Annotated in this window: 25 protein-coding genes; 19 read left to right on the top strand and 6 right to left on the bottom strand. The window is 43.7% G+C overall.

Features of this window, described 5'->3' with window-relative positions:
• On the top strand, nucleotides 1-906 hold a 906-nt coding region (gene filE, locus VXQ11_RS12205), incomplete at its 5' end, for a putative pilus assembly protein FilE (RefSeq protein ID WP_416706141.1).
• Nucleotides 907-927: 21 nt separating this feature from the next.
• Complete coding sequence (locus VXQ11_RS12200) at nucleotides 928-2,856, top strand: hypothetical protein (RefSeq protein WP_416706140.1); 1,929 nt, start codon at nucleotides 928-930, stop codon at nucleotides 2,854-2,856.
• 56 nt (nucleotides 2,857-2,912) lie between these two features.
• On the opposite strand, the gene VXQ11_RS12195 is transcribed toward VXQ11_RS12200, so the two are convergent.
• Nucleotides 2,913-3,461, bottom strand: a complete 549-nt coding sequence (locus tag VXQ11_RS12195; protein ID WP_171255272.1) for an NUDIX hydrolase — start codon at nucleotides 3,459-3,461, stop codon at nucleotides 2,913-2,915.
• A gap of 123 nt (nucleotides 3,462-3,584) precedes the next feature.
• Here VXQ11_RS12195 and VXQ11_RS12190 point away from each other — a divergent pair, with 123 nt between their 5' ends.
• The 9 genes from VXQ11_RS12190 to VXQ11_RS12150 all read left to right on the top strand — a co-directional run bounded on the left by VXQ11_RS12190 (nucleotide 3,585) and on the right by VXQ11_RS12150 (nucleotide 11,894).
• Entirely contained in the window at nucleotides 3,585-4,199 is a 615-nt protein-coding gene (locus VXQ11_RS12190; protein WP_416681178.1) for an NUDIX hydrolase, read from the top strand.
• A gap of 17 nt (nucleotides 4,200-4,216) precedes the next feature.
• Nucleotides 4,217-4,744 (top strand): gamma carbonic anhydrase family protein, encoded by a 528-nt coding sequence (locus VXQ11_RS12185; protein WP_416681255.1) that lies wholly within the window; start codon nucleotides 4,217-4,219, stop codon nucleotides 4,742-4,744.
• Nucleotides 4,745-4,886: 142 nt separating this feature from the next.
• Nucleotides 4,887-5,552, top strand: a complete 666-nt coding sequence (gene tsaB / locus VXQ11_RS12180) for a tRNA (adenosine(37)-N6)-threonylcarbamoyltransferase complex dimerization subunit type 1 TsaB (protein ID WP_064097034.1) — start codon at nucleotides 4,887-4,889, stop codon at nucleotides 5,550-5,552.
• A 16-nt stretch (nucleotides 5,553-5,568) separates the two neighbouring features.
• Nucleotides 5,569-6,393, top strand: coding sequence for an undecaprenyl-diphosphate phosphatase (locus VXQ11_RS12175; RefSeq protein ID WP_064101820.1), 825 nt, complete (start codon nucleotides 5,569-5,571; stop codon nucleotides 6,391-6,393).
• The gene (locus tag VXQ11_RS12170; protein ID WP_064097032.1) at nucleotides 6,387-7,208 is read left to right on the top strand and encodes a class I SAM-dependent methyltransferase; all 822 of its coding nucleotides are present in this window, start codon (nucleotides 6,387-6,389) and stop codon (nucleotides 7,206-7,208) included. Before VXQ11_RS12175 ends, VXQ11_RS12170 begins: the two co-directional genes overlap by 7 nt.
• A 120-nt stretch (nucleotides 7,209-7,328) precedes the next feature.
• Nucleotides 7,329-8,711 carry a C13 family peptidase gene (locus tag VXQ11_RS12165; protein ID WP_416706139.1) on the top strand — a complete coding sequence of 461 codons (1,383 nt, stop codon included), beginning with the start codon at nucleotides 7,329-7,331 and terminating at the stop codon, nucleotides 8,709-8,711.
• A 43-nt stretch (nucleotides 8,712-8,754) separates the two neighbouring features.
• Nucleotides 8,755-9,591: an S-formylglutathione hydrolase gene (gene fghA / locus VXQ11_RS12160; protein ID WP_416706138.1), complete on the top strand. Its 837-nt coding sequence runs from the start codon at nucleotides 8,755-8,757 to the stop codon at nucleotides 9,589-9,591.
• A 120-nt stretch (nucleotides 9,592-9,711) separates the two neighbouring features.
• Nucleotides 9,712-10,812, top strand: coding sequence for a YjgN family protein (locus tag VXQ11_RS12155; RefSeq protein ID WP_416706137.1), 1,101 nt, complete (start codon nucleotides 9,712-9,714; stop codon nucleotides 10,810-10,812).
• Nucleotides 10,813-10,823: 11 nt separating this feature from the next.
• Nucleotides 10,824-11,894 (top strand): M48 family metallopeptidase, encoded by a 1,071-nt coding sequence (locus VXQ11_RS12150; protein WP_416706136.1) that lies wholly within the window; start codon nucleotides 10,824-10,826, stop codon nucleotides 11,892-11,894.
• 1 nt (nucleotide 11,895) lies between these two features.
• On the opposite strand, the gene VXQ11_RS12145 is transcribed toward VXQ11_RS12150, so the two are convergent.
• Nucleotides 11,896-12,180 (bottom strand): DUF2218 domain-containing protein, encoded by a 285-nt coding sequence (locus VXQ11_RS12145; protein ID WP_064101817.1) that lies wholly within the window; start codon nucleotides 12,178-12,180, stop codon nucleotides 11,896-11,898.
• A 168-nt stretch (nucleotides 12,181-12,348) separates the two neighbouring features.
• Between VXQ11_RS12145 and rpe the strand changes: the two genes are divergently transcribed.
• From rpe to VXQ11_RS12125, 4 genes are all read left to right on the top strand, one after another.
• The gene (gene rpe, locus VXQ11_RS12140) at nucleotides 12,349-13,035 is read left to right on the top strand and encodes a ribulose-phosphate 3-epimerase (RefSeq protein WP_416706135.1); all 687 of its coding nucleotides are present in this window, start codon (nucleotides 12,349-12,351) and stop codon (nucleotides 13,033-13,035) included.
• Between the two features lie 635 nt (nucleotides 13,036-13,670).
• A complete protein-coding gene (gene sugE / locus VXQ11_RS12135) occupies nucleotides 13,671-13,988 on the top strand; it encodes a quaternary ammonium compound efflux SMR transporter SugE (protein WP_064101815.1) in 318 nt (105 codons plus the stop codon).
• A gap of 73 nt (nucleotides 13,989-14,061) precedes the next feature.
• Entirely contained in the window at nucleotides 14,062-14,544 is a 483-nt protein-coding gene (locus VXQ11_RS12130) for a methylated-DNA--[protein]-cysteine S-methyltransferase (protein ID WP_064097025.1), read from the top strand.
• A gap of 34 nt (nucleotides 14,545-14,578) precedes the next feature.
• On the top strand, nucleotides 14,579-15,241 hold the full coding sequence (locus VXQ11_RS12125) for a nuclease-related domain-containing protein (protein WP_416706134.1): 663 nt from the start codon (nucleotides 14,579-14,581) through the stop codon (nucleotides 15,239-15,241).
• Nucleotides 15,242-15,293: 52 nt separating this feature from the next.
• Here the strand turns inward: VXQ11_RS12125 and VXQ11_RS12120 are convergent, their stop codons facing one another.
• Nucleotides 15,294-16,229, bottom strand: a complete 936-nt coding sequence (locus VXQ11_RS12120) for a tRNA-dihydrouridine synthase (RefSeq protein ID WP_416706133.1) — start codon at nucleotides 16,227-16,229, stop codon at nucleotides 15,294-15,296.
• Nucleotides 16,230-16,440: 211 nt separating this feature from the next.
• On the opposite strand from VXQ11_RS12120, the gene VXQ11_RS12115 reads away from it, so the two are divergent.
• Nucleotides 16,441-17,202 carry a class I SAM-dependent methyltransferase gene (locus tag VXQ11_RS12115; protein ID WP_416706132.1) on the top strand — a complete coding sequence of 254 codons (762 nt, stop codon included), beginning with the start codon at nucleotides 16,441-16,443 and terminating at the stop codon, nucleotides 17,200-17,202.
• A 60-nt stretch (nucleotides 17,203-17,262) separates the two neighbouring features.
• Here the strand turns inward: VXQ11_RS12115 and VXQ11_RS12110 are convergent, their stop codons facing one another.
• The gene (locus VXQ11_RS12110) at nucleotides 17,263-18,072 is read right to left on the bottom strand and encodes a cytochrome C assembly family protein (RefSeq protein ID WP_416706131.1); all 810 of its coding nucleotides are present in this window, start codon (nucleotides 18,070-18,072) and stop codon (nucleotides 17,263-17,265) included.
• A gap of 138 nt (nucleotides 18,073-18,210) precedes the next feature.
• On the opposite strand from VXQ11_RS12110, the gene ffh reads away from it, so the two are divergent.
• The 3 genes from ffh (at nucleotide 18,211) to VXQ11_RS12095 (ending at nucleotide 21,083) form a co-directional block, all read left to right on the top strand.
• A complete protein-coding gene (gene ffh / locus VXQ11_RS12105; protein ID WP_005247147.1) occupies nucleotides 18,211-19,617 on the top strand; it encodes a signal recognition particle protein in 1,407 nt (468 codons plus the stop codon).
• Nucleotides 19,618-19,767: 150 nt separating this feature from the next.
• The gene (locus VXQ11_RS12100; RefSeq protein WP_416706130.1) at nucleotides 19,768-20,334 is read left to right on the top strand and encodes an RBBP9/YdeN family alpha/beta hydrolase; all 567 of its coding nucleotides are present in this window, start codon (nucleotides 19,768-19,770) and stop codon (nucleotides 20,332-20,334) included.
• A 143-nt stretch (nucleotides 20,335-20,477) separates the two neighbouring features.
• Nucleotides 20,478-21,083, top strand: a complete 606-nt coding sequence (locus tag VXQ11_RS12095) for an RBBP9/YdeN family alpha/beta hydrolase (RefSeq protein WP_416681189.1) — start codon at nucleotides 20,478-20,480, stop codon at nucleotides 21,081-21,083.
• Here VXQ11_RS12095 and VXQ11_RS12090 read toward each other — a convergent pair.
• Both VXQ11_RS12090 and VXQ11_RS12085 read right to left on the bottom strand, forming a co-directional pair.
• Complete coding sequence (locus VXQ11_RS12090; RefSeq protein WP_416681190.1) at nucleotides 21,037-21,777, bottom strand: type III pantothenate kinase; 741 nt, start codon at nucleotides 21,775-21,777, stop codon at nucleotides 21,037-21,039. The two genes, VXQ11_RS12095 and VXQ11_RS12090, sit on opposite strands and share 47 nt — an antisense overlap.
• 14 nt (nucleotides 21,778-21,791) lie before the next feature.
• Entirely contained in the window at nucleotides 21,792-22,547 is a 756-nt protein-coding gene (locus VXQ11_RS12085) for a biotin--[acetyl-CoA-carboxylase] ligase (RefSeq protein WP_416681191.1), read from the bottom strand.
• Between the last annotated feature and the right edge of the window lie 8 nt (nucleotides 22,548-22,555).

Genomic DNA, 22,555 nt, shown 5'->3' with positions numbered 1-22,555 from the left:
GTACAACCAGTACAACCAGTACAACCAGTACAACCAGTACAACCAGTACAACCAGTACAACCAGTACAACCAGTACAACCAGTACAACCAGTTATTGCCCCAGAACGGACGCAGTCTAAAACGCGATTGAAGTCTGAATCACAAGCTCAAGTTCCTCAAATTGCTAATACTGGCCTTAAATCTTCTGCAGCAACTGTGCAAAAAACCGGATTTAGCCAGATAGAAGGCATTGAATATGTGGATAGTGAATATCTGGAAAATAAAGAATTCAATGTAGACGGTAAAAAACGTTTCTATAGCATGCCTGAAGGTGTGGTAGACAAAAATATGGGAGCTACCCGGATCCAGACGATTGAGCGTGAAAAAGGGGTTGGGCAATCCCTGTTAAAAGCCCTGTTTCAAACGCCAGAGCTAGATTTTGGTCCTGTGGTACTGGCACAAAGTTATTATCGTATATCACAGCCTGAAACCATCGATAGCTTAGGGAAACAGTGTTTTAACGATAAAAAAATTAAAAATGCTAAAGAAGTTAGCCTTAAAAAAGCGATCAATCTGTGGCCTCGTGTGCCTCTTAAAGCAGACGAATTTGATTTTGAAGTGGTGAAACTTCAATCTGATATTAAAAATATTCAGATTAACTCTTATGCTTCAAGCCAAAAAAATCCAACTTATTATTGGCCTTTTGTTGTATTTTTAGACAATCGTGGCTGTGTGCTGGAAGGAGCTGGCGGTTTTAAAAATCAGGAAGGGCCGGCGAATATTATTCAACATGAACATATTGAAGGGATCCTGCAGATACCTGCAAAAACTGAATACGTATTATTGACACCTTTAGCCTCAGCTATAGATGTCGAAGACAAGATGCTGACAAATCATGGACAACTAAAATTAGTCGCTATTCGATAAGGACTATTCGAGTATAGAAAAATGAAAAATAAATTATTATACCCATTTGCTGTAACTGCACTTTTGGCCACACTCAGTGGTTGCGGTGGGGAAAGTGCCAACGTTATTCCAGAAAAAAATGATGAAGCCACGACCAATGGTACGTGTACTCCCGGTACCACCAACTGTGTGGAATGGGGACTGGAATATCCACTCGATGGTCTGAACTTTAACTGTAGTAGTGATACAGAAAATACATTTATTACATTATTTGATAGTAAAAATGGTGTAGCTTCCGGAACCTGTACAAAGACAGATAATATTGAATTTTATATTCAAAGTTTTGCTTCAAACAAGATCAATTTAGGGCAAATTAAACTGAGCGACTATGCCATTTTTAATGCCCAGACCCAGTTGCCGCGTTTAAGTGTAATTGATATTGCAAGTGGGATTACCGGACGCCGAGTAGGTGATTTAGTCACTACAGACCCTACCGTTCAGGTGGCTATGCGTCTAGTTAAAATTTTACAAGCTTTGGCGCTACAAGAAGGGCGTATTGTAAATCCATTGGATGTACAGCCTTTATATATTACCGAAGAGATGCGCAAAGACCTGGCAAAAACCAGCGGAAATATCAGCCTGACTGATACTGATTTTGAAAAGAAAATTAAAGATTTTGTGGATGTCAGCCAGATTACTGATGAGGTGGCTTTTGCCACAGTTAAAAAACTGGTAACGATTGCCAATGCAGCCGTGTATCAGCCAGAGTTTTCATTGTTCTCAACTTCAGGTGTAATTGGTACTAATCTGTCGGGTTCAGATGGACTGGTAGGTTGTAACCTAAGTCCATGTGATATTAAAAATAAAAATACCAAATATTTATTTGGCCATTTTATGCTGATTACCGATCGCCAAGGCTATACCTTTGGTAGTGGCCTGCAATGGCGTGATACACAGTTAAAAATGGCGACAGAAAATTTATCTTCCTTGGGGGGCATTAATGCTCAGCTTATCCGTAAGGTGAAGCCGGTACAGATGACTGCAGATCCACAAAGTTCCTGGATTCACCCAACCAGAAAAACCATCACTACGCCTTATCGCCTGAATGTGGCGAATTCTAGTAATCCGCTTGAACTGTACCAAGGCAAATTATTGAATGATTATGTGATCGCAGGTAATGAAGCTTTTTATAAAAAAGTAACTGACAAAACGGTACTAGATGCCTCTGACCGAGCCAACTTGGGTTTATGGCGCTTAGCGGCTGATAATGAGAATTATGCTGGAAGCTTTGACCTCTACAAGATTTTCCCGATTAGTTATCTGGATCGTCAGATCTTTAGAACAGCGGAGAACGTAGAACCTGGGCAGAGTTATATTTTCCCAATGTACGCCAATCTGGAGTTTAAATTTACCGAGAGCACAGTGAATCCAATTACCTTGGGAATTGTGATTGACAGTAATGGGGATGTACGTACCAATATGCAATCTGCCAGCAATTTGGCAACTGACCCGGTAGCAGGTTGCCAGGGAGATGTATTAGGCAGTAACCTGTTAATCAACGGTGTACAGCAATACCGACTTGGCACTTTAGGTCGTGCATTTGTTGCCGATAAAGCGGTATCAATGCGCCTGATTCTGGCCAATGAAAAGTTTGGCAACTTAAATGGTGCATTGGTTGGGCTTGACTCGCGTATCCAGTCCTCAACGGATCCAAAGGATTCGATTGTGATCGGTGGCGCATTGCTTAATTTGTCTAATGTATTGAATAGCAATGTTGGCCAGACTGGACGTGTCACTTTCCTGAATTCGGTAGGTGAAGAGGTGCAGTGGGCCAATACCTATGCCAGTTTTCAGAAAGTTTATAATAACAATAATAAGGATTTAACGCCTGCAGATACTCAACTGGCTAAACTAAATGGTGGGTCTGTTGAGTTTAAGCTGGCAGATTGTTATCAAGTCAAAGCCAAATAATATTTTTAAAAATAAAAAATCCCATCTTAGTGTGGGATTTTTTATGCATGCTGAATTTAGCCGGTATGGTCTAGACGTGTGCCTAAGGTTTCCAGATGCATTGGGAAAGTATTATTTTTCCGGTCTTCAAAATAATGTCTGAGGGTATGTTCTACACTCGGGAAGGCAAGTTCAGTCCAGGGAATATCCGCTTCATCGAATAGACGGCTTTCGATGGTTTCTTCACCCGCACCAAATTTTCCATCAATCAGATTGGCTTTAAACAGTACATAAATCTGACCAATACGCGGAATGTTATACATGCAGTACAGCTGTTCAATGTCTACTTCAGCTTCAGCTTCTTCACGGGTTTCCCGTGCCGCGCCTTGCTCCATGGTTTCAAACAGTTCCATATAGCCGGCAGGTAACGTCCATAAGCCGTAACGTGGTTCAATGGCACGACGGCACAGCAGCACCTTGTTTTCGAACAGGACCAAAGCACCACAAATGACTTTCGGATTAATATAATGAATAGAGCCGCATGAATCACACACGCTGCGAATCTGCTGATCGCCCAAAGGAATTTTAGCTGTGGTTTTATGTCCACAATTCACACAGAAGTTCATATTCATCATCAATGATAAAAGTAAGCTCAGGATAACTGAAAAACCTAAATTTGGCATCATTTCTCTCCCGTCCTGACAAAAATCAGCTATGATGAAATTATGATCATTGCTAGGGCTGAAAGAATGGATGGATGTGAATTGACACAAAGGTTGCGGCAGAGATTACGTTTTTCCAGGCGTATCCGATCTGCGCATGCTGCCGTGTTGATTGCAATTACAGATGAAGCTGACCCCAAAGTATTGCTGACACGCCGTTCAGCCTATTTGAATAATCATGCTGGAGAAGTCTCATTTCCCGGGGGGAAGCGTGATCCGCAAGATACCAGTAATATTGTAGTGGCTTTAAGAGAGGCCTATGAAGAAACGGCATTGAACCCCTTTGATGTGCATTTAATGGGTGATTTGCCCATGCAAAAAGCCCGAAATGGTATGCTGGTCAAGCCGATTGTGGGGTTGATTCCTCCGCAAGTGCAACTGATTCCACAGCCAACAGAAATTGACCGGATTTTCTTTGCTTCATTGCAGCATTTGCTTGAAGTGACGCCCACGCCCTATGAAGTCCGTTTTGCCCAGCAATCTTTATATTTTCCGAGTATGCGGGTAGAAAATGAAGTGGTCTGGGGATTGACCGCACGTATGCTGATTTCTCTGTTCCAGTATGGACTGGATTATAAGAAAGACTGGCCATTTTTGCTGAATTCGCCGGCCTTTAAATCTCCAAACTTTTTTAACCATTGAACAGGATTTTATCAATGTTGTATAAATTTAAGGACTATACCCCTAATGCTACACATCAGCCTTGGGATGGCTGGGTGGCACCAACGGCAACCGTGATTGGGCAAGTTGAACTTGGGCGCCAAGTCAGTGTCTGGTTTGGGGCTGTAGTACGTGCAGATAACAGTAAAATTAAATTGGGTGACTTTAGCAATGTGCAGGAAAATGCAGTGTTGCATACGGATGCAGGCATTGAGATGCACATTGGTGATTATGTGACAATCGGCCATCAGGCCATGCTGCATGGCTGTACCATTGGCGATAATAGCCTGATCGGAATTCAGGCAGTTATTCTGAACCATGCCGTGATTGGCAAGAATTGTATTATTGGTGCCAATGCTCTGATTCCTGAAGGTAAGGTGATTCCAGACAATTCTGTGGTGATGGGCTCACCCGGTAAAGTGGTAAAAACGCTGGATGATGACAGTATTCAAAAACTGAAAATGAGTGCCATGCATTATGCCGAGCATTTTCAAAACTTTCAGGACTTGGAAGAAGTGCAACTTTAGGGTACTTTTCTTTATTCTATAGTCTGAATTATAAGCCTAGATTTTCTAGGCATTTTTGTATCTGTTTCGGGAAAATCTCGCGCAGCGGATATGAGTGGAGTATCATATGCGCGTTTTTCTATTCTCTGAATTAAGGTTGTGCATGAAAGTGCTGGCATTGGAGACTGCCAATGAGCAGTGTTCCGTTTCTGTAATCGATGATACACAAGAATTATTTTTTCAGCTTGATGCGCGCGCCAGGGCACAAACGCAAACGATTCTTCCGATGATTGAACAAGGTCTGCGAGATCTTGGACTGGACATTGCTGACTTGACCGCGATTGCCTTTAGTCGTGGTCCGGGTTCATTTAGTGGTGTGCGGATTAATGCTGCTGTAACTCAGGCTCTGGCCTGGTCCAATGATTTGCCAGTGATTCCGGTGTCGACTTTGCAGGCTTTGGCTCAAGCCGCCTACCGCTTACACGGGTTGACTGAAGTGTCTGCCGTGTTGGATGCTCGCATGAGCGAAGTCTATATCGCGAGCTATCAACTGGATACCCAAGGAATTATGCAGCCGGTCGATGATGAGCAACTGTTAAATTATGCTGAGGGTCGTCAGGCAGTAAAGTATACTCCGGTCGGTTCAGGAGCTGAACTGGTACAAAGTGAAACGTCAATTTATAAAAATGTGCACGCGACCGCACAGGATATTGCCAGCATCGCACGTGTAGCAGCACAAACCGAAAACTGGGTCAGTGCAGAATTGGCATTACCGGTATATTTACGTGATAACGCATGGAAAAAAATTCCAGAACAAGGTAAAGCATAATTAACTAGGATAAAGCATGGATCTTTTACTGCTACTCAAAGCGGCTCTCATGGGTGTTGTCGAAGGCATTACCGAGTTTTTGCCTATTTCCAGTACCGGCCATTTGATTTTGGCATCAGAATTAATGAATTTCTGGACCAAGGAAAAGAGTGATGTATTTGTCATCGCAATCCAGATGGGGGCAATTGCTGCAGTTATTTATGAATACTGGGCACGTCTTTGGGGAGCAGCGACCGGGATTGTCAGTGGTGAGCCACAAGGTCGCCGTCTAGGTATAGGTCTGATTCTGGCATCTATCCCGATTGTATTGATTGGTCTGACTTTTGGCCAAACGGTCAAGCAGTTTCTGTTCAATGATATTGCCATCGCCATGGGGCTGATTATTGGTGGTCTGATTATTATCTGGATTGAAAAGAATCCACCTCAAGTGCGTGTCCATGAAGTTGAAGAGCTCAGCATTAAAGATGCATGCTGGATTGGTCTGATTCAGGTCTTGTCCTTGATACCGGGGACGTCTCGTTCTGGTGCGACCATTATCGGTGCGATGTTCCTGGGCGTATCACGCAAGGCCGCAACTGAATTCTCATTTTTTCTGGGTATTCCGGTGATTATTGGTGCTGGCCTGCTCGATCTTTATCAAAGCTATGATGTTCTAAATACCACTGAAGACTGGACCGTAATTGCGGTCGGGCTTCTGGTTTCTTTCGTTTCGGCATTGTTACTCATCCGTGCGCTGGTAGCATATGTGGCCAAGCGCGACTTTATGATCTTTGCCTGGTACCGTATTGTTTCAGGTCTGCTGATTTTATTATTTGCCTATACAGGTTGGAAATTATGGTAAGCACGATTCGCTTATATGCCGAATCTGACTATCAAGAGAAAGCACAGCACTTCAAGGCTGTGCTTTCTGCTCGTGGGGTAGTGGTCGAGATTGAACACGTGGAAAAACTCAATGCACGTTTTTTCCGCTTAAATCCTGAACTGGCCCTTTGTGTTGATGCTGACGGACTCTGGTTATGTGCCAATGGTATGAAAATGCAACCAGACTGGCGAGCGGAAACCGGACGGTTAAAACGGGCTTCTTTAAAATCGGAAATGATTGCACGCGCTTGTAATTTAGCTGAGAAGCCGAGCCTGATTGATGCTACTGCAGGTTTGGGGCATGACAGTCTGTTGATGGCACATTTAGGCGCGAAAGTCACCCTGGTTGAACGGCATCCGATTTTATTCACCTTGCTGGAAGATAGCCATACACGTGCCCAGTCGGATGCGTTCCTGAGTCAGGTCGTATCCCGGATTCATTTGGTATTTTCAGATTCAGCCGATTATTTAAAACAGCAGGCCGAGCAGCAGCAGATTGTTGATGTGGTTTATCTTGACCCGATGTTCCCTCAGCGTGACCAAAACCAGCAGGCAGTCAAAAAACAGGCACAGGTCAAAAAACAGATGCAGCTGTTACATATGTTATTGCCTGAAGATGGTGAAATGGATCTGGGCGATAATCTTCTGGAACTGGCACAAAAAATTGGCAGGCGTGTCGTGGTCAAGCGTCCGCGTCTGGCGGTATTTCTGGCCGGAAAAGAACCTAATCATCAATGGCAAGGTGATGCTTGTCGCTTTGATGCGTATTTTCAGCATGAACTTGTAGCTGAATAGGAGAATGGCTTCTTTATTAAGCAAAGATTTGTTATATATTTAAAATTAACATTGATTAAATGCTTATCAAGCATAAACTTATTCAGCACATTGGCGAACCACTTATCTCCTTGACATCCTATGATCGACTTTAAACCCTCCATTAATTTTTGGCACGATTTTAAAAGCAACCAAACTGCCGGGATGTGGTTATTTTTGGGATCTCGGCGTTCTTTACAGCTGGTTCGTCCATCCATCATGCAACTGGTGTTCTGGGGTATTTTGGGAGGTTGTGCCAACAGTTTATTTAGCTGGCTCAGTTCAGGCCGTATGGGAGATTTTAACTCTCAAGGCCTGATCAGTTATGCGCTATGGCCTTTTATTGCCCTGATTGTTGGTATTTTTCTTTCGCAACGGGTCAATAATCCACGCCTGATGCTGGTACCGGCCCTATTATGGCTGGTGTTAGATACCCATATCATGCTGTTCCAGTGCCTGATCCAGTATCTGGGTGATCTGGATTACCTGCCATATATCCTCTATGACTATATTCCAACGCTCTTTGTCATGCTGTTTGTCTGGCAAAGTCTGGCAGTGGTCTGGGTCATCTCGCGTGAATTAAAATGGCCATGGTGGGAACGTGCGCTGATCATGCTGGCGACCTTGTTTACTCTGGTGGTCTGGCAGATTTCAGTTAAAGATCAGCCCATCTGGAAAGTTGAAGAAATTCCACCAAGTTTTGCTGAAGATGCATTCTATGCCCAGCCGGTTCTGCTGAACAAAGTGCTGGAAAACATTGAATATGGTGAATTTGCACAGTCGCACTGGTATTTCATGGGGGTGGCTGGAGCCAGCTATCAGGATGTATTCTATTCTGAAGTCGAGCGGATTAAAGAACAGTTTGATACCCGTTTTGGTACTTTTGGCCGATCCATTGCCCTGGTTAATCATCCGGCGACACGTACCACCGTACCGATTGCTTCCAGAACCAGTATGGAACTGGCATTGCGCCGTATGGGGCAGCAGATGAACCGTGAAAGTGATGTGCTGTTTTTATATATGACTTCTCACGGTTTGCCAAATGTGTTCGAAATGGAAAATGCTCCGCTGGATCTGGCACAAGTCGATCCAAAATGGTTGCGTGATACCTTGGATGCATCCGGAATCCGCTGGCGGGTGATTGTGATTTCAGCCTGTTTCTCGGGCAGTTTTGCTTCTGCCTTGCAGAATGATAATACCCTGATTATCACTGCCTCAGCAGCTGACCGCCAGTCTTTTGGCTGTTCCAATGAAGCGGATTATACCTATTTTGGCCGGGCATTATTTGATGAAGCCATGCGTGAAAATAATAGTCTAAAAGCCTCTTTTGAACAGGCTAAAACTACGGTAGCTAAATGGGAGGCAGTCCAGGGCTTCGAACCTTCAGAACCGCAATGGGTGATTGGCAAGAATATGGAATTGATGTTGCCTCAACTGGAGCAGCGTTTATTTCCCCAGAACAGCACCACGATACAGTCTCCCTAGCCCAATATCCCCAATAGATCGGCTGCAATAATAAGGAATAGCCATGGAACTTATACAGAACAATAAAAGCTTTGAGGGTGAACAGCGGATTTATCGTTTTGATTCGCGCTATCTTAAAACCCCGACTAAATTTGGAATTTATCTGCCGCCTCAAGCCTTGGAAGGTCATAGCTGTCCGGCATTATTCTATCTGGCAGGTTTGACCTGTACTGAAGAAACCTTTGCCATCAAGGCACATGCCCAGCGCCTGGCATCACAATTGGGGTTAATTTTAATCACACCGGATACCTCACCACGCGGTGAAGGCGTGGCAGAAGGCGACAACTGGGATATTGGTCAGGGTGCGGGTTTTTATATCAATGCAACCCAGGAGCCGTGGGCTGAACATTACCAGATGGAAAGCTTCATTGTGGATGAGCTCTATGCACTGGTCACTGAGGAATTCGTGATCCATTCCAGTAAAATCGGCATCTTTGGCCACTCTATGGGTGGGCATGGTGCCTTGACCCTGGCATTTAAATATCCGGAAAAATTCAAATCTGTTTCAGCCTTTGCACCCATTTGTGCGCCAAGCCAGTGCCCGTGGGGCGACAAGGCGTTCTCGAATTATCTGGGTGAAAACCGTGAAGAATGGCTCAAGCACGATGCGACCGCTTTGGTTCAGGAGAAAGGTGCATTGTTCAATGATATCCTGATTGATCAGGGGTTCTCAGACCAGTTCTATAGTCAGCTCAATCCAGCCTTGTTTCAGCAGGCTTGTGATACCGTGAACCAGCCCTTAACTTTACGTGAACATCAGGGCTATGATCATGGGTATTACTTTATTCAAAGTTTTGTAGATGATCATTTGCAATTCCATGCCGTGCAGTTAAATCCTTAAATCGGTATTGCAAAGATGTAATAGCGCTAAAAAGATTAAAAAACCTCCAAAATGTTTTTACATTCTGGGGGTTTTTCTTTTAATATCAGTTGTATAAAAGTATAAAAAATTGGGGTCGTCATGCAGCAGACAGCAGGCGGTATTCGTGTCAGTGAGCCATTATTTCCAGCTGCTTCAAGTTTTTCGACTGAAGCCACGCCTTCGGTCAGACCGAAATATCAGCGATATGAATTCAAGTTTCATGGTAGTACCTCAGAATATTTTGGTATCTGGTTGAGTAATATTTTATTGACGGTATTGACCTTGACCTTGTATTCACCTTGGGCGAAATCGCGTCGTCAGCGTTATTTTTATGGCAATACCGAATTTTTGCAGCGTCGCTTTGATTTTACCGGTTTACCCAGCAAGATTTTTCTTGGCCGGCTTTTAGCCCTGGAAATTTATATAGTGTTCTTGATGGTGTCGAACTACTCGGTGTTGTTGGCCACTCTGGGCTTGGGCATGTTGTATATGGCGGTACCGTGGTTGTTTCGCCTGACGCTTAAATTTAGAAGTCGCAACACCAAATTTGGCAATACACGTTTTTATTTCTATGGTGAAAACAAATATTTATATCGCTTATTGAGTGTCGAGGTAATCAAGACTCTCTTAAGTTTATTTATTTTGCTACCTCGTTTAATTTGGCTCTATAAGCATTATTGCTTCGATCATTTACAATTGGGACAATTTAAATTTCGCTTGAATGCTACCCACAAAAATTATATGTCGGCTGTCTATCGACCTTTACTGTTGATGCTGGCTTTTAGCTTTGCGATGGTGGCCCTGATCGATGCAAGTCAATCGTCAAACTCAGAACATGACTTGTTGATTGTGATTTTATTATTGCTGTGGGTCATTGGCCTGATTTTTATCTTACCGATCATGTTGGCACGGATCTATATCACCACATGGAACAATCTGTTTCTAGGTGAGAATTTTTTTAAAACACGTGCTAATCCATGGCGTTATGCATGGATTGTTTTGTCAAACTGGGTATTAAAAATTATCAGTTTGGGCCTGTTATCCGCATGGGCCGACATCCGTTTTTATCAATATAAAACCAGTATGTTGGAACTCTTTGTCTTGGATGATCCTAACGAATTACAAAATATGTTGCAGCCTGACCCTAATTCCCTGGCAGCTGAATTTAGTTCTATGTTTGATTTTGATGCATCATTGTAGGGGAAATCATCATGCAAAAAAGACCTGTTGAAGTGCTTTATTATGATGGTAGCTCTGCAATAGCACATCCCGCTTTAATCCGCCCCCTTGATCAGCACCTCATTCAATTAAGTTATATCGATGACGAAAACCGGGATGTAGAGATTCCTTATAAAATGATGGCTTTTATTGGTGCTGTGGGCCGTCGACTTGCGATTGTAGAACTTCCGAATGATGCACGTATTGAGTTTATTAGCCGTGTACCGCATTGGTTTGCCAAACCACAAAAAGCTATTTATGAAGCGATATGGCAATTGGAGCGCTCGCCTGCGCAGTTGCTCACCTTGCTAGTATTGGCTTTGGTCATGATCTTTAGTGTCGTGAAATGGGTGATTCCGTGGGGTGCCAAACAAGTTGCAGCCTGGGTACCAGACAATACGGTACAGCGCATTGGTGATGTTACTGAACAAAATTTGGTGAAAAGAACGGAAGTGTCTGCTTTAAGTGCTGATTATCAAAGTCGCATACGTCAGCGTTTTCAACAGGAAATTGCTGAAAATCCGCATGCGCCTGCTAAACTGATTTTCCGTAAAGGTAAAGAGCTGGGCGCCAATGCCTTGGCGATTCCGAACAATACTATTTTAGTCACGGATGAATTGGTGGCGATCGCAGAAAATGAAGAAGAGGTACTTGCAGTACTGGCTCATGAACAAGGTCATATTGTACGCCAGCATGCCATGCAAAAGCTGATTGCAGCATCCAGTGTCGCGATGGCATGGGAAATGATTTTCCAGGATGGCAGCAGTATGCTCACTGCAGCTGCAGTGAAGTTAAGTGATGCTGATTATTCAAAACATCTGGAATATGATGCAGACGACTATGCCATGAAACATTTACACGGACGCGGCATTTCCAGTATTCATTTATCCAATTTCTTGCAACGGGTGGAAAACCTCCGTTTATCACAGCCGAAAAAAGATGAGCTGGTAATTCAGATTGAACTTGAAAAATGGCTGAATACGCATCCCGAAGAACAGGAACGTATCGAGCGTATTCATGCCTTTGATGCAAAAATGTCTAAGCAAGCAGTCAGTCGTGATTGAGTTAATCACGTTGCCAATTTGCTTCCAGTGGTTCTTGGCCCATACGGATTAGATGATCCAGCACAACATTTTCAAGTTTATTCAGATCAGTAGCGTCATCGTTACTTTGAATCGTTACAGTAAGATGCTCTGCTTCTGGCGCCAGGTTCACTTCCGCACTTGGAAAATGAATCAGAAAAGCTGATTCATTTTCATCAATATTGAATTTATGTTTCCAGTGATTGGCCAGGCGTTTGGCAACGCGTGAGGCTTGTTGTGTCTGGATATGGGCAGTACTTTTCTTCATTGATCTTCTATACTTGTAATCATTCCCCTGTACTTTAAACCAGTCATGGGTGGAATCATAAGCCGCAAAGCGTTACATAGCGTTTTATTCTTGCAACATCGAAGTCACAGTAGCCGGAGCGGATTTGATATAATGGGAAAAATCCAATTTCAACGAGCCAGGTTCTCCATGTCCAAGCCTTATTTAATTGCCCCTTCTATTTTGTCTGCTGACTTTGCCCGTCTAGGCGAAGAAGTCGAGAACGTGTTGGACGCAGGTGCAGACGTTGTCCATTTTGATGTTATGGATAACCATTACGTGCCGAATCTGACTTTTGGTGCTGGCGTGTGTAAGGCTTTGAAAAAATATGGCATCAAAGCACCCATTGATGTGCATTTGATGGTTAAGCCGGTAGATCGCATGATCGGGGATTTTCTCGAAGCGGGTGCCGACATCATTACTTTCCATCCGGAAGCTTCTGATCATATTGACCGTTCTTTACAGTTGATCAAGTCGGGTGGTGCCAAAGCGGGCTTGGTATTTAATCCGGCAACGCCACTGCATTATCTGGACTATGTACTGGATAAAGTCGATCAAATCCTGCTCATGAGTGTAAACCCGGGCTTTGGTGGACAGAAATTTATTCCAATGACTTTGGATAAATTGCGTCAGGCACGTCAACTGATCGATGCTTCAGGTCGTGATATTCGTCTGGAAGTCGATGGTGGTGTTACGCCGAGTAATATTCGTGAAATTGCTGAAGCGGGCGCCGATATGTTTGTGGCAGGTTCAGCTATTTTTGGCAAGCCAGATTATAAAGCTGTGATTGATGAAATGCGTGCAGAGTTAGCCAGAGTAGGGCAGATTCAACTCTAATCGCTAAAACATCAGATGCGCATAAATATGTGGATAACTTTATGGATAAGTGTGTAGATATCTATGTTGATAACCATATGGATATGTTGCATAAAATGTAATCATTTGTACTGTGATTGATTGCGATTTAGACAATATTTGTATAAAAAGAACTCAAATCGGGTTCTTTTTATTGCATATAACCCTTATGTTTAGTGGTTATTTGTTAATCAGGAGTTAATAATTCAACCAAGTAAAAAATGATCAATCTCTTACGAATTTATGTTTAATCATGTAATTTATCCCTAAAATGTTTGAACTTGATTAATGTGTATAACTTAACATTCCGAGCGAACTCTCATGTAAATTGTTATTAATTCAACTGCCCGAGTATGGAACTATACTAACTTGCTATTTTTAGTCTCTACCATAACCAGAGCAGGTAAGAATGTCGTGAAGACTTGAGTAAGACAAAGTTAATTTGTATCTCTAAAAGTCATGTTTTGTAACACTGACCACATTGTTGGTACGCGAATTAATAAAATTTTTATATCTAAATATTGAGGAGGAACGACCTCCCTTGTGAGTTGCGTGTTGGAATTTACAGGAAAAATCGTCAGGACGGCCTGATTCTTATATAAAAGGAGGAGGGTTGCATGGCCTGGATCGTACTTATTCTTGCAGGTATTTTTGAAATCGTTTGGGCTTATTCGATGAAGCTGTCCGAAGGATTTACTCGTTTAACCCCCAGTATCATTACCATTGTCTTCATGGTACTGAGTTTTGCTTTGCTGGCGTATGCGATGCGTACTTTGCCGCTAGGTACAGCCTATACGATCTGGACCGGGATTGGTGCAGTGGGTTCATTTCTCATCGGTATTTGGGTTCTGGGTGAACCTGCTTCTGCCTTGCGTATGCTGGCTGCTGTACTCATCATTTCCGGTCTGGTTTTGATGAAAGTATCCTCTTCATAATTTGTTTCTGCCTATCTCGGTGAACTGGGTTAATATAGAAAATGAACTATAGTGATTGGGACAGGGCGCCATCATGAACTTAAGTTATCTCTATATGGATTCTCCGGTAGGACAGTTACGACTGGTCGCGAATGAAACCGCACTGGTGGCCGTGCTTTGGGACTGTGAACAGCCGAATCGGGTGAAACTGGCGACCTTGGTTGAAGATCCGCAGCATCCGGTATTGATTGAAACCAGACGTCAGCTTCAGGAATATTTTGCCGGTCAGCGCAATGTTTTTGACCTGCCTTTGGACTTTGCCGGTACTGATTTTCAGAAAAAAGTCTGGCAGGCCCTACTGAATATTCCCTACGGACAAACGCGAAGCTATCGCGACATTGCTGAACAGGTGGGTAATATCAAGGCGGTACGTGCCGTGGGTGCAGCCAATGGCAAAAACCCGATTTCGATTATTGCACCCTGTCATCGGGTGATTGGTCGCAGTGGCAAGCTGGTAGGATTTGCCGGTGGTTTGGATAAAAAACAAATCCTGTTAAATATTGAGCGAACGCATTAATATTTAAACACTTAAAATAAACGAAAATTAGAATATGGAACATTCTACGATACAGCTATTAAGTCCACTCTGGTCCAGCTTAGGGTGGATTCTTCTACTTTTCTTTGGCGTGATGATTTTTAAATTATTCAAGCCACTTTTAAAAGGGAAACTAGGAGAATTTGCGGTTGCTGCTCATGTCAAACTGTATTTAAAAGATCCTCAATATATTCTGCTCAATGATTTGACTCTTCCAGACGGGATGGGCGCGACCACGCAGATCGATCATCTGTTATTAAGTCCTTACGGAATATTTGTGATTGAGACCAAAAACTATAAAGGCTGGATATTTGGAAACGAGCGACAAAAAACCTGGACCCAGAAAATCTATAGAAACAGTTATAAATTTCAGAATCCGATTCATCAGAACTATAAGCACATCAAAGTATTGGAACAGCTACTGGCAGATATTGTGGAACCAGATCTTTTGCACTCTGTGATTGTATTTATGCCGGATGCCGTGTTTAAAACGCCGATGCCAAATCATGTGTTTCGGGGGGCAGGCTGGACTGACTATGTGAAAAGTTTTGATCGGCAGATGATTTCGGAAACGAAATTAAAACGGATACAACTGCGGCTAGAAAAAGGAGTTTTAGAAAAATCCTGGAAAACCAATCGGGAACACATAGAAAACTTAAAACAGCGTAAGCAGTCATAAGCTTTTATGAGACCATAAAAAAGCCTTTGAATGATTCAAAGGCTTTTGGGTTTTAAATATTTGAAGCTTTCAGTTTTTCGGTAATCTCGGCCAGAACTTTAATCCGTTTTACTTCATCCCATAATGCTTTGGCTTCAGGATAATGTTTCGACATCATGCCGAGCCATTGCTTGTAACGACCGACCATCCCGATTTCAGTTTTGGCTGGGCCGTTGATAAAACGAATTTGCAGTTGCAGCAGTTCATTCCAGTTCATCAAAGGTACATCCGAGTTTTGACGGATACATTGGGTCAGGTCGGGTGTGGTCACTGCACCACGGCCAATCATCAGGTCTTCGCAACCGGATTCCAGACGGCACTGTTTGGCATCGGCATTGTTCCAGATTTCACCATTGGCGATCACATTGATCTTGAGTGCTTCACGAATCGGTTGTAGCTGGTCCCAAAATGCTGGCGGAGTGTAGCCATCGGCCTTAGTACGTGCATGTACCGTAACCCAGGAAGCTCCTGCATCTTCAATAGCATGCGCATTTTCCAGCATGAAATTGCGGTCCATATAACCCAGACGCATTTTGGCGGAGACTGGAATATGTGCAGGCACTGCATCACGCACGGCTTTAACCAGCTCATGTACGACGTCGGGTTCCTCTAAAAGGACTGAACCACCACGATGACGGTTCACGGTTTTGGCCGGACAACCAAAGTTCATGTCAATTGCCGGTGCGCCCATAGCTGCCACTTTGGCGGCATTTGCTGCCAGCATCTCCGGATTATTTCCTAAGAATTGGACATGTACCGGTGTACCTGCCGCCGTCTTGCCACCATTCAACAGTTCAGGGCAGTAAGTATGATAAATATGATCGGGCAGAATGGAGTCAGTGACACGGATAAACTCGGTCACGCACCAGTCAAAGCTACCTACGGATGTCAGCACATCACGCATAATCGGATCGGTTAAGCCTTCCATGGGAGCAAGCACAAGTTTCAACGGTGCACACCTGTAAATTTAAAACGGTGTTATACGTTTTTTCAGCCTGAATGTCCAGGCAGTCTAAATTTTACGCTTCATAAAGGGGAGAGAGGGTGAGAAGGGATTTAGGAAATATTAATAAAACAGCTGTCTTCAGCACAATAAAATAATAGAGTTTTAAAGATGAATAGCTATATTGAAAAGAATCATAAATATATCAGGTGGCAGTATGGAACAGCCTCATTTCAAGGATCATTTCTCCCAGCAATCACAGGATTATGCCTTGTTTCGTCCGCATTATCCGGATACATTGGGAAAGCTATTGGCAGAGCTATCACCAAGTACCAAATTGGCTGTAGATGTCGGCTGTGGTTCTGGACAGCTTTCAGAAGTTTTGGCGAATTACTTCGATCAGGTGATGGCAATTGATGCAAGTAGTGAACAGCTTGCCCAGGCCAAACCGCATCCAAAAATTCAGTATGGTCAGGCATTCGCTGAAGAGATCCCGTGTGTTGACCAGAGTATTGATCTGATTGCGGTGGCTCAAGCAGCGCATTGGCTGAATCTCGAAAAATTCTACGCAGAAGTCCGTCGTATTGCTAAACCCAATGCCATTCTGGCTTTAATTAGCTATGGCGTGTTCAGTGTGGATGAGCCACATCTGGATCATTATTTTAAGCATTTTTATGAAGTCACGCTTGTATCGTACTGGCCGCCTGAACGTCGCCATGTAGATGAAGGATATAAAAATCTACCATTTCCATTTCAGGAAATTTCGATTGAGCCACCTGTATTAGAGGTTGAATGGAACTTTTATCAGTTAATAGGTTATATGAGTACCTGGTCAGCCGTGAAAGCTGCCACTAAAGCACTCGGACATAATCCACTGAACGTACTGGCAGATGCCTTATTGCCAGAATGGGAAGATCCAGAATTGCCTAGAGTGATTCGCTGGCCATTGTCGGTGCGTGTGGGGCGTATCACCGTTTAAAGAATATTCAAGCTAAAGCCTGTTTATTGGACAATGAATTGAATATTTCAAGGCTCAGAATTATCGCCCTAGAATCATTTCCAGCACAAATTTAGACCCAATAAAACCCAGTGCCAGCAAGCCAAAACCGAGCAGGGTAAAGCGCACGGCTTTCTGGCCACGCCAGCCAAACTTCCAGTGTCCGATTAATAGTGAACCATAAACCAGCCAGGAAATAATACTGAACGCAGTTTTATGTGCCAGATGCTGAGCAAAGAAATTGTCGATGGTAAAGAAGCCAAAGCCCAAAGCGAGGGTAAGTAAAACAAAACCGGTCATCAGCATATCAAACAGCAGTGATTCCATGTCTTGATAAGAGGGTAGCAAACTGACCCAAACCCGGCGTTTGTGCTTCTTTTTCAGCTCACGATCCTGAAAACGTAAAATTACAGCCTGAATGGTTGCCATGAGCAATACTGCATAAGCAGACAAAGACAAAATAATATGAATGTCCAAGCCTAGAGAGTTCTGAATAATAATTTTAGCTGGCTGGGTAAAGACAAAACCGAGGGTCAAACCTGTGGCAGCCACTGGAATCCCGATCAGGTTCAGGGCAATAATCGGACGATAAGTACTGTAAATAATACTGAGCAGCAGCATCAAACCCGAGGTAAAAGAAAACAGGGAAAAGACATCATAATTGATGCCTAGCGGAGTATGCATATCACCATATAACACCAGTGCATGCAGGCTCAGGCCAAGCAGTGCAGTTAGCGAAACAAACCATTGATTAGGAGTACGTTTAGACATTAAATGAATGAACAGATACCAGAAGGAAGCGGTATAAGCGACTAATGCTAAGATCGTATAAACCAAGGGGAGGCTAACCATGTCAAACCTTTTTAAGGGTGATGAATATTCATTTATATAAATTCGCTGCGAACTACAGTATCCTATAGCATTCTATGCATAAATTTTCTATTTTAAGAAACAATTTTTTGCTCATGGCTATTTTAAGCGGATTTTGCAATGTTTGATACCTTAACAGAACGACTCACGCAGAGTTTAAGAAATGTTACTGGCTCAGGGCAGCTAACCGAAGACAATATTAAAGATACGTTACGTGAAGTGCGTATGGCGCTTCTTGAGGCCGATGTTGCGTTACCTGTAACTCGTGAATTCATCGCGAAAGTTAAGGAAGAAGCATTGGGCCAGGAAGTGATGACTCAGTTATCTCCTGGGCAGGCTTTTGTCAAAATCGTTCATGACGAATTGACCAAAATGATGGGCGAGGCCAATGAAAGCCTCGACCTCGCTGCAAAACCACCTGTGGTTGTCCTACTTGCAGGCTTGCAGGGTGCAGGTAAAACAACAACTGCAGCGAAACTTGCACGCTTCTTACAAGAACGTCAAAAGAAAAAAGTAGCGATGGTCTCTGCCGACGTATATCGTCCGGCTGCGATCAAACAACTACAGACTGTCGCGGGTGAAGTCGGTGCGATTTTCCTGGAATCCAGCGCAGACGAAAAACCAATTACGATTGTCAATCGTGCGATTGAACAGGCAAAAATCCAGTTTGCCGATGTGCTGATTGTCGATACGGCAGGCCGTTTGCATATCGATGATGACATGATGGGTGAAATCAAAGAGCTGCATGCTGCGATAAACCCGACTGAAACCCTGTTCGTGGTCGATGCCATGACCGGTCAGGATGCGGCAAACACCGCGAAAGCATTCAACGATGCCTTGCCTTTAACTGGTGTGATCCTGACCAAAACTGATGGTGATGCGCGCGGTGGTGCAGCGCTTTCAGTACGCGCGATTACCGGCAAGCCAATCAAATTCTTGGGTATGGGTGAGAAACTCGATGCCTTGGAGCCATTCCATCCTGAGCGTGTTGCACAGCGTATTCTCGGTATGGGTGATGTACTTTCTTTGGTCGAAGAACTTGAACGCAAGGTCGACAAAGAAAAAGCCGAAAAAATGGCGAAAAAACTGCAAAAAGGCGGCAGCTTCAACTTTGAAGACATGCTGATGCAGTTTGAGCAGATGAACAAGATGGGCGGCATGATGGGCTTTCTGGACAAACTTCCTGGCATGAGCAATGCCGGTCTGCAAGATGCGTTGGCGCAAGCCAATCCTGAAAAGCAGGTCAAGAAAATGGAAGCGATTATCCAGTCGATGACCCTGAAAGAGCGCCGTAATCCAGACTTGATGAACCCAAGCCGTAAAAAACGTATCGCAGCAGGTTGTGGTATGGAAGTGGCAGAAGTCAACAAGCTGATCAAGCAACATGCGCAGATGGCCAAGATGATGAAAAAATTTGCCAATCCATCGGGTATGGCAAAAATGATGAAATCACTTGGTGGCTTGCAGAAACAGTTTGGCGGCGGCGGTGGTATGGGTCCATTGTTCGGCGGCAACGACAAGAAATAAGTTTTGTTTAAAAAAAGGCGCAATATGCGCCTTTTTTTATTGCGAATAAATGGTCAAACCGGTTTAAACAAAACAACATTTACTTACCCAAAATAAAAATCTAATCAGGCAGACTCGGGAATATCAGCACAAAATAAAGAGAAATTTCAAATGAACCAAGTAATTGTCGTACATGGTTATACTGCAAGCCCGGAAGAAAACTGGTACCCATGGATTCAGGAAAAAGCCCAACAGGAAAATGTCAGTTTAAAAGTCCTCCGGCTGGATCCATCAACTACACCGACACTGGACACCTGGGGTCAACAAATGCGTGAACAGATTGATGCAATTGATGAGGACAGTATCTTTATTGCACATAGCTTGGGAACTGTAGCCGCATTGCATTACCTATCCAGAGAATTAAGACAGCAGAAAATTCAGCAACTGGTATTGATCGCGGGATTTAATGGCCGGCTGGGTCGCCTGGATGAAGTAAACCCTTTTATTGATGCCGCGGATATCGATTTCGATTTACTCAAACAACAGGTTGCAGAGCGTGTGGTGATTTACTCCGAAGGAGATGACCGGGTTGCACCAGAATTTAGCCTGGAACAGGCGGACAGTCTTGATGCAATTGTGGTGAATGCCAAGCATCACGGACATTTTATTGATTCACAAGGCTGTACTGATCTGCCGGAGCTCTGGAAAGTGATCGAGCCTTATCTGATTAAATCTTAAATTTAGGCATGTTATTGTATTCGCTAAATTTTAAAATTTAATATGAGATGGTGTTCAAAAAGGTACTTGAATTCCATCTCCAGACTGTTTAAAACTGATTTTTATCGACGCCGTTTGCGTTCAATAATTATAAGTAATGCACTATGAAAAATATAATAAAAAAAGTCTATATCGTGCCGGATTATCAGGCGACCTCCAATGATCACTGGTACCCTTGGCTCAGTCGCCAGCTTAAAAATGCCGGTTTTGAGTCCAAGCGGATTATGCTGGCCAACCCTTTTCAGCCTGATTTAGAAGAGTGGCAGCAGAATCTGAAACTGCACATTCCGCACATGGATGAACATACCTTTTTAGTTGCACATGGCCTGAGTTGCGTCAGTGTTTTAAACTTTTTACAGGAACATTATATTCAGCAGCAACGCAAGATTGGCGGCATCATTCTGGTCTCAGCCTTTGATACACCCTTGGTGGCATGGTCAGAACTGAATAAAATACTGCAGGCTGTGCGACTTGATCTGAAAAACTTGCCCTATAGCTATAAACGTGCGGTGATGCTGATTTCCAGTAATGATCCCTATGTGCCTGCACCGATTTCCTTGCGTTTAGCCCATAGCTTGAATGCACAAATTTTTGAGATCAAAAAAGCCGGGCATTTCAATAAATCTGATGGCTTTTCCGAATTCCCTCAATTGCTGGATATTATCAAACAGTGTCTGGCAAATGAGCTGCAAAATGCTGCAGGCCTTTAAGTAAAAGATCAGGTTCAATCTGGGGATGGTGATGGCTGAGATGCTGCGCAAACAGTGGAGCATCTCCACCGGTTAAAACCAGCTGTGCTGGGAAATCATACAGGACTTTTTCAATGGTGCTGAGCAGGCCCAGCAGAATGCCATGATGTACAGCATCCAAGGTATTGCGGCCAGGATTAAGTTCAGAAAAAGCACCCTCCGGAATTTTAATGCCTTTGGTATTCTGAATCAGTGCATCGCGTTGCAAGTACAGATTCGGCAGAATAAATCCACCCAAATGTTGTTGTCCTTGCGCCAGATCAATGGTCAGTGCCGTACCACAACTAATTACACAGTAATTTTTATGCGCTTGAGTCGCCACTGCAAGTACCTGTAACCAGCGGTCAATGCCCAGCTGAGAAGGTTCATCATAGCCACAGATCAGACCAGCATATTCCGCCTGTACCTGAGCAAAAATCACTGGAATATGCAGACTTTCTAAAATGCTGAGAATACGCTCATTATTGATTTTATCCTGGACCGAGGATAGACCCACCTGATGCAAGCCCAGTGTTTTAAAATGCTGGATTAGGCCCAGTAATAAATCGGCAGGAGACTGTAAATGTAATTCCGCTGCCTGTTCAATAATCTGATCATGCTCGGTAATCCAGTATTTCAGCCTGGTATTGCCAATATCCAACCATAATTTTTTCATTGCTGTATGCCTGTTCATCCACCGTGTTGAAGGCGGAGCTGTCCCTGATAAAAAGTCTGGATTCCTTGATCGGTCAAAATCTTGACTGCACCATCATCCTGAATTCCGAGAAAAGTACCGGAATATTGCCCTTGCACATCGGTAAATTCAACTGTTTGTTGCATAAATGCAGCCGATCGATTGAAACGCGCCGCCAGATTTTGACTGCCATAATTAAACCATTGCCCGGCTTGTTGAATCGCCAGATATAACTGGGCAATCAGTTCGACTCTTGAGGTGCAGGATAAACCCAGCTCGCTCAGGGAACTGACCAGCTGGTCTGGAAGGTTGGTGGGCAGAGGATCAATATTTAGCCCGACCCCGACCACCACCTGCGTGGTTGAAACTGGCTCGACCAGAATACCCCCCCATTTTCCATGCAGGCTGTACAGGTCATTCGGCCATTTCACCTGTAATTCCAGGCCTTTTAGGCTTGGCATTTGCAGGATATTTAACGCAATTTCTAGCGCCAGACGACCATCAATGGGTTTTTGTGTATGCAGCAATGTGCTTAAATAGATGTTCCCTTCAGGTGATATCCACTGACGTTGACGCTGTCCACGGCCGTGGGTCTGCACATGACTGCATACCAGAACCTGCTGTACCCCTTTCGTTGCCAATTCGCGCACATCATCATTGGTCGATGTGGTAATCGGTTTGATGAGTAATACTTCCGGGAGTTGGCCTGCATCGCTTAATCGTTGTTGCAGTTCACGAGTTTCTACATCCATTTGAATCT

The organism is Acinetobacter sp. 197, from assembly GCF_048148385.1.
GTDB lineage: Bacteria > Pseudomonadota > Gammaproteobacteria > Pseudomonadales > Moraxellaceae > Acinetobacter > Acinetobacter pecorum.
Note: the sequence above shows the minus strand (reverse complement) of the source record. Positions and strands in the feature narration are given on the sequence as shown.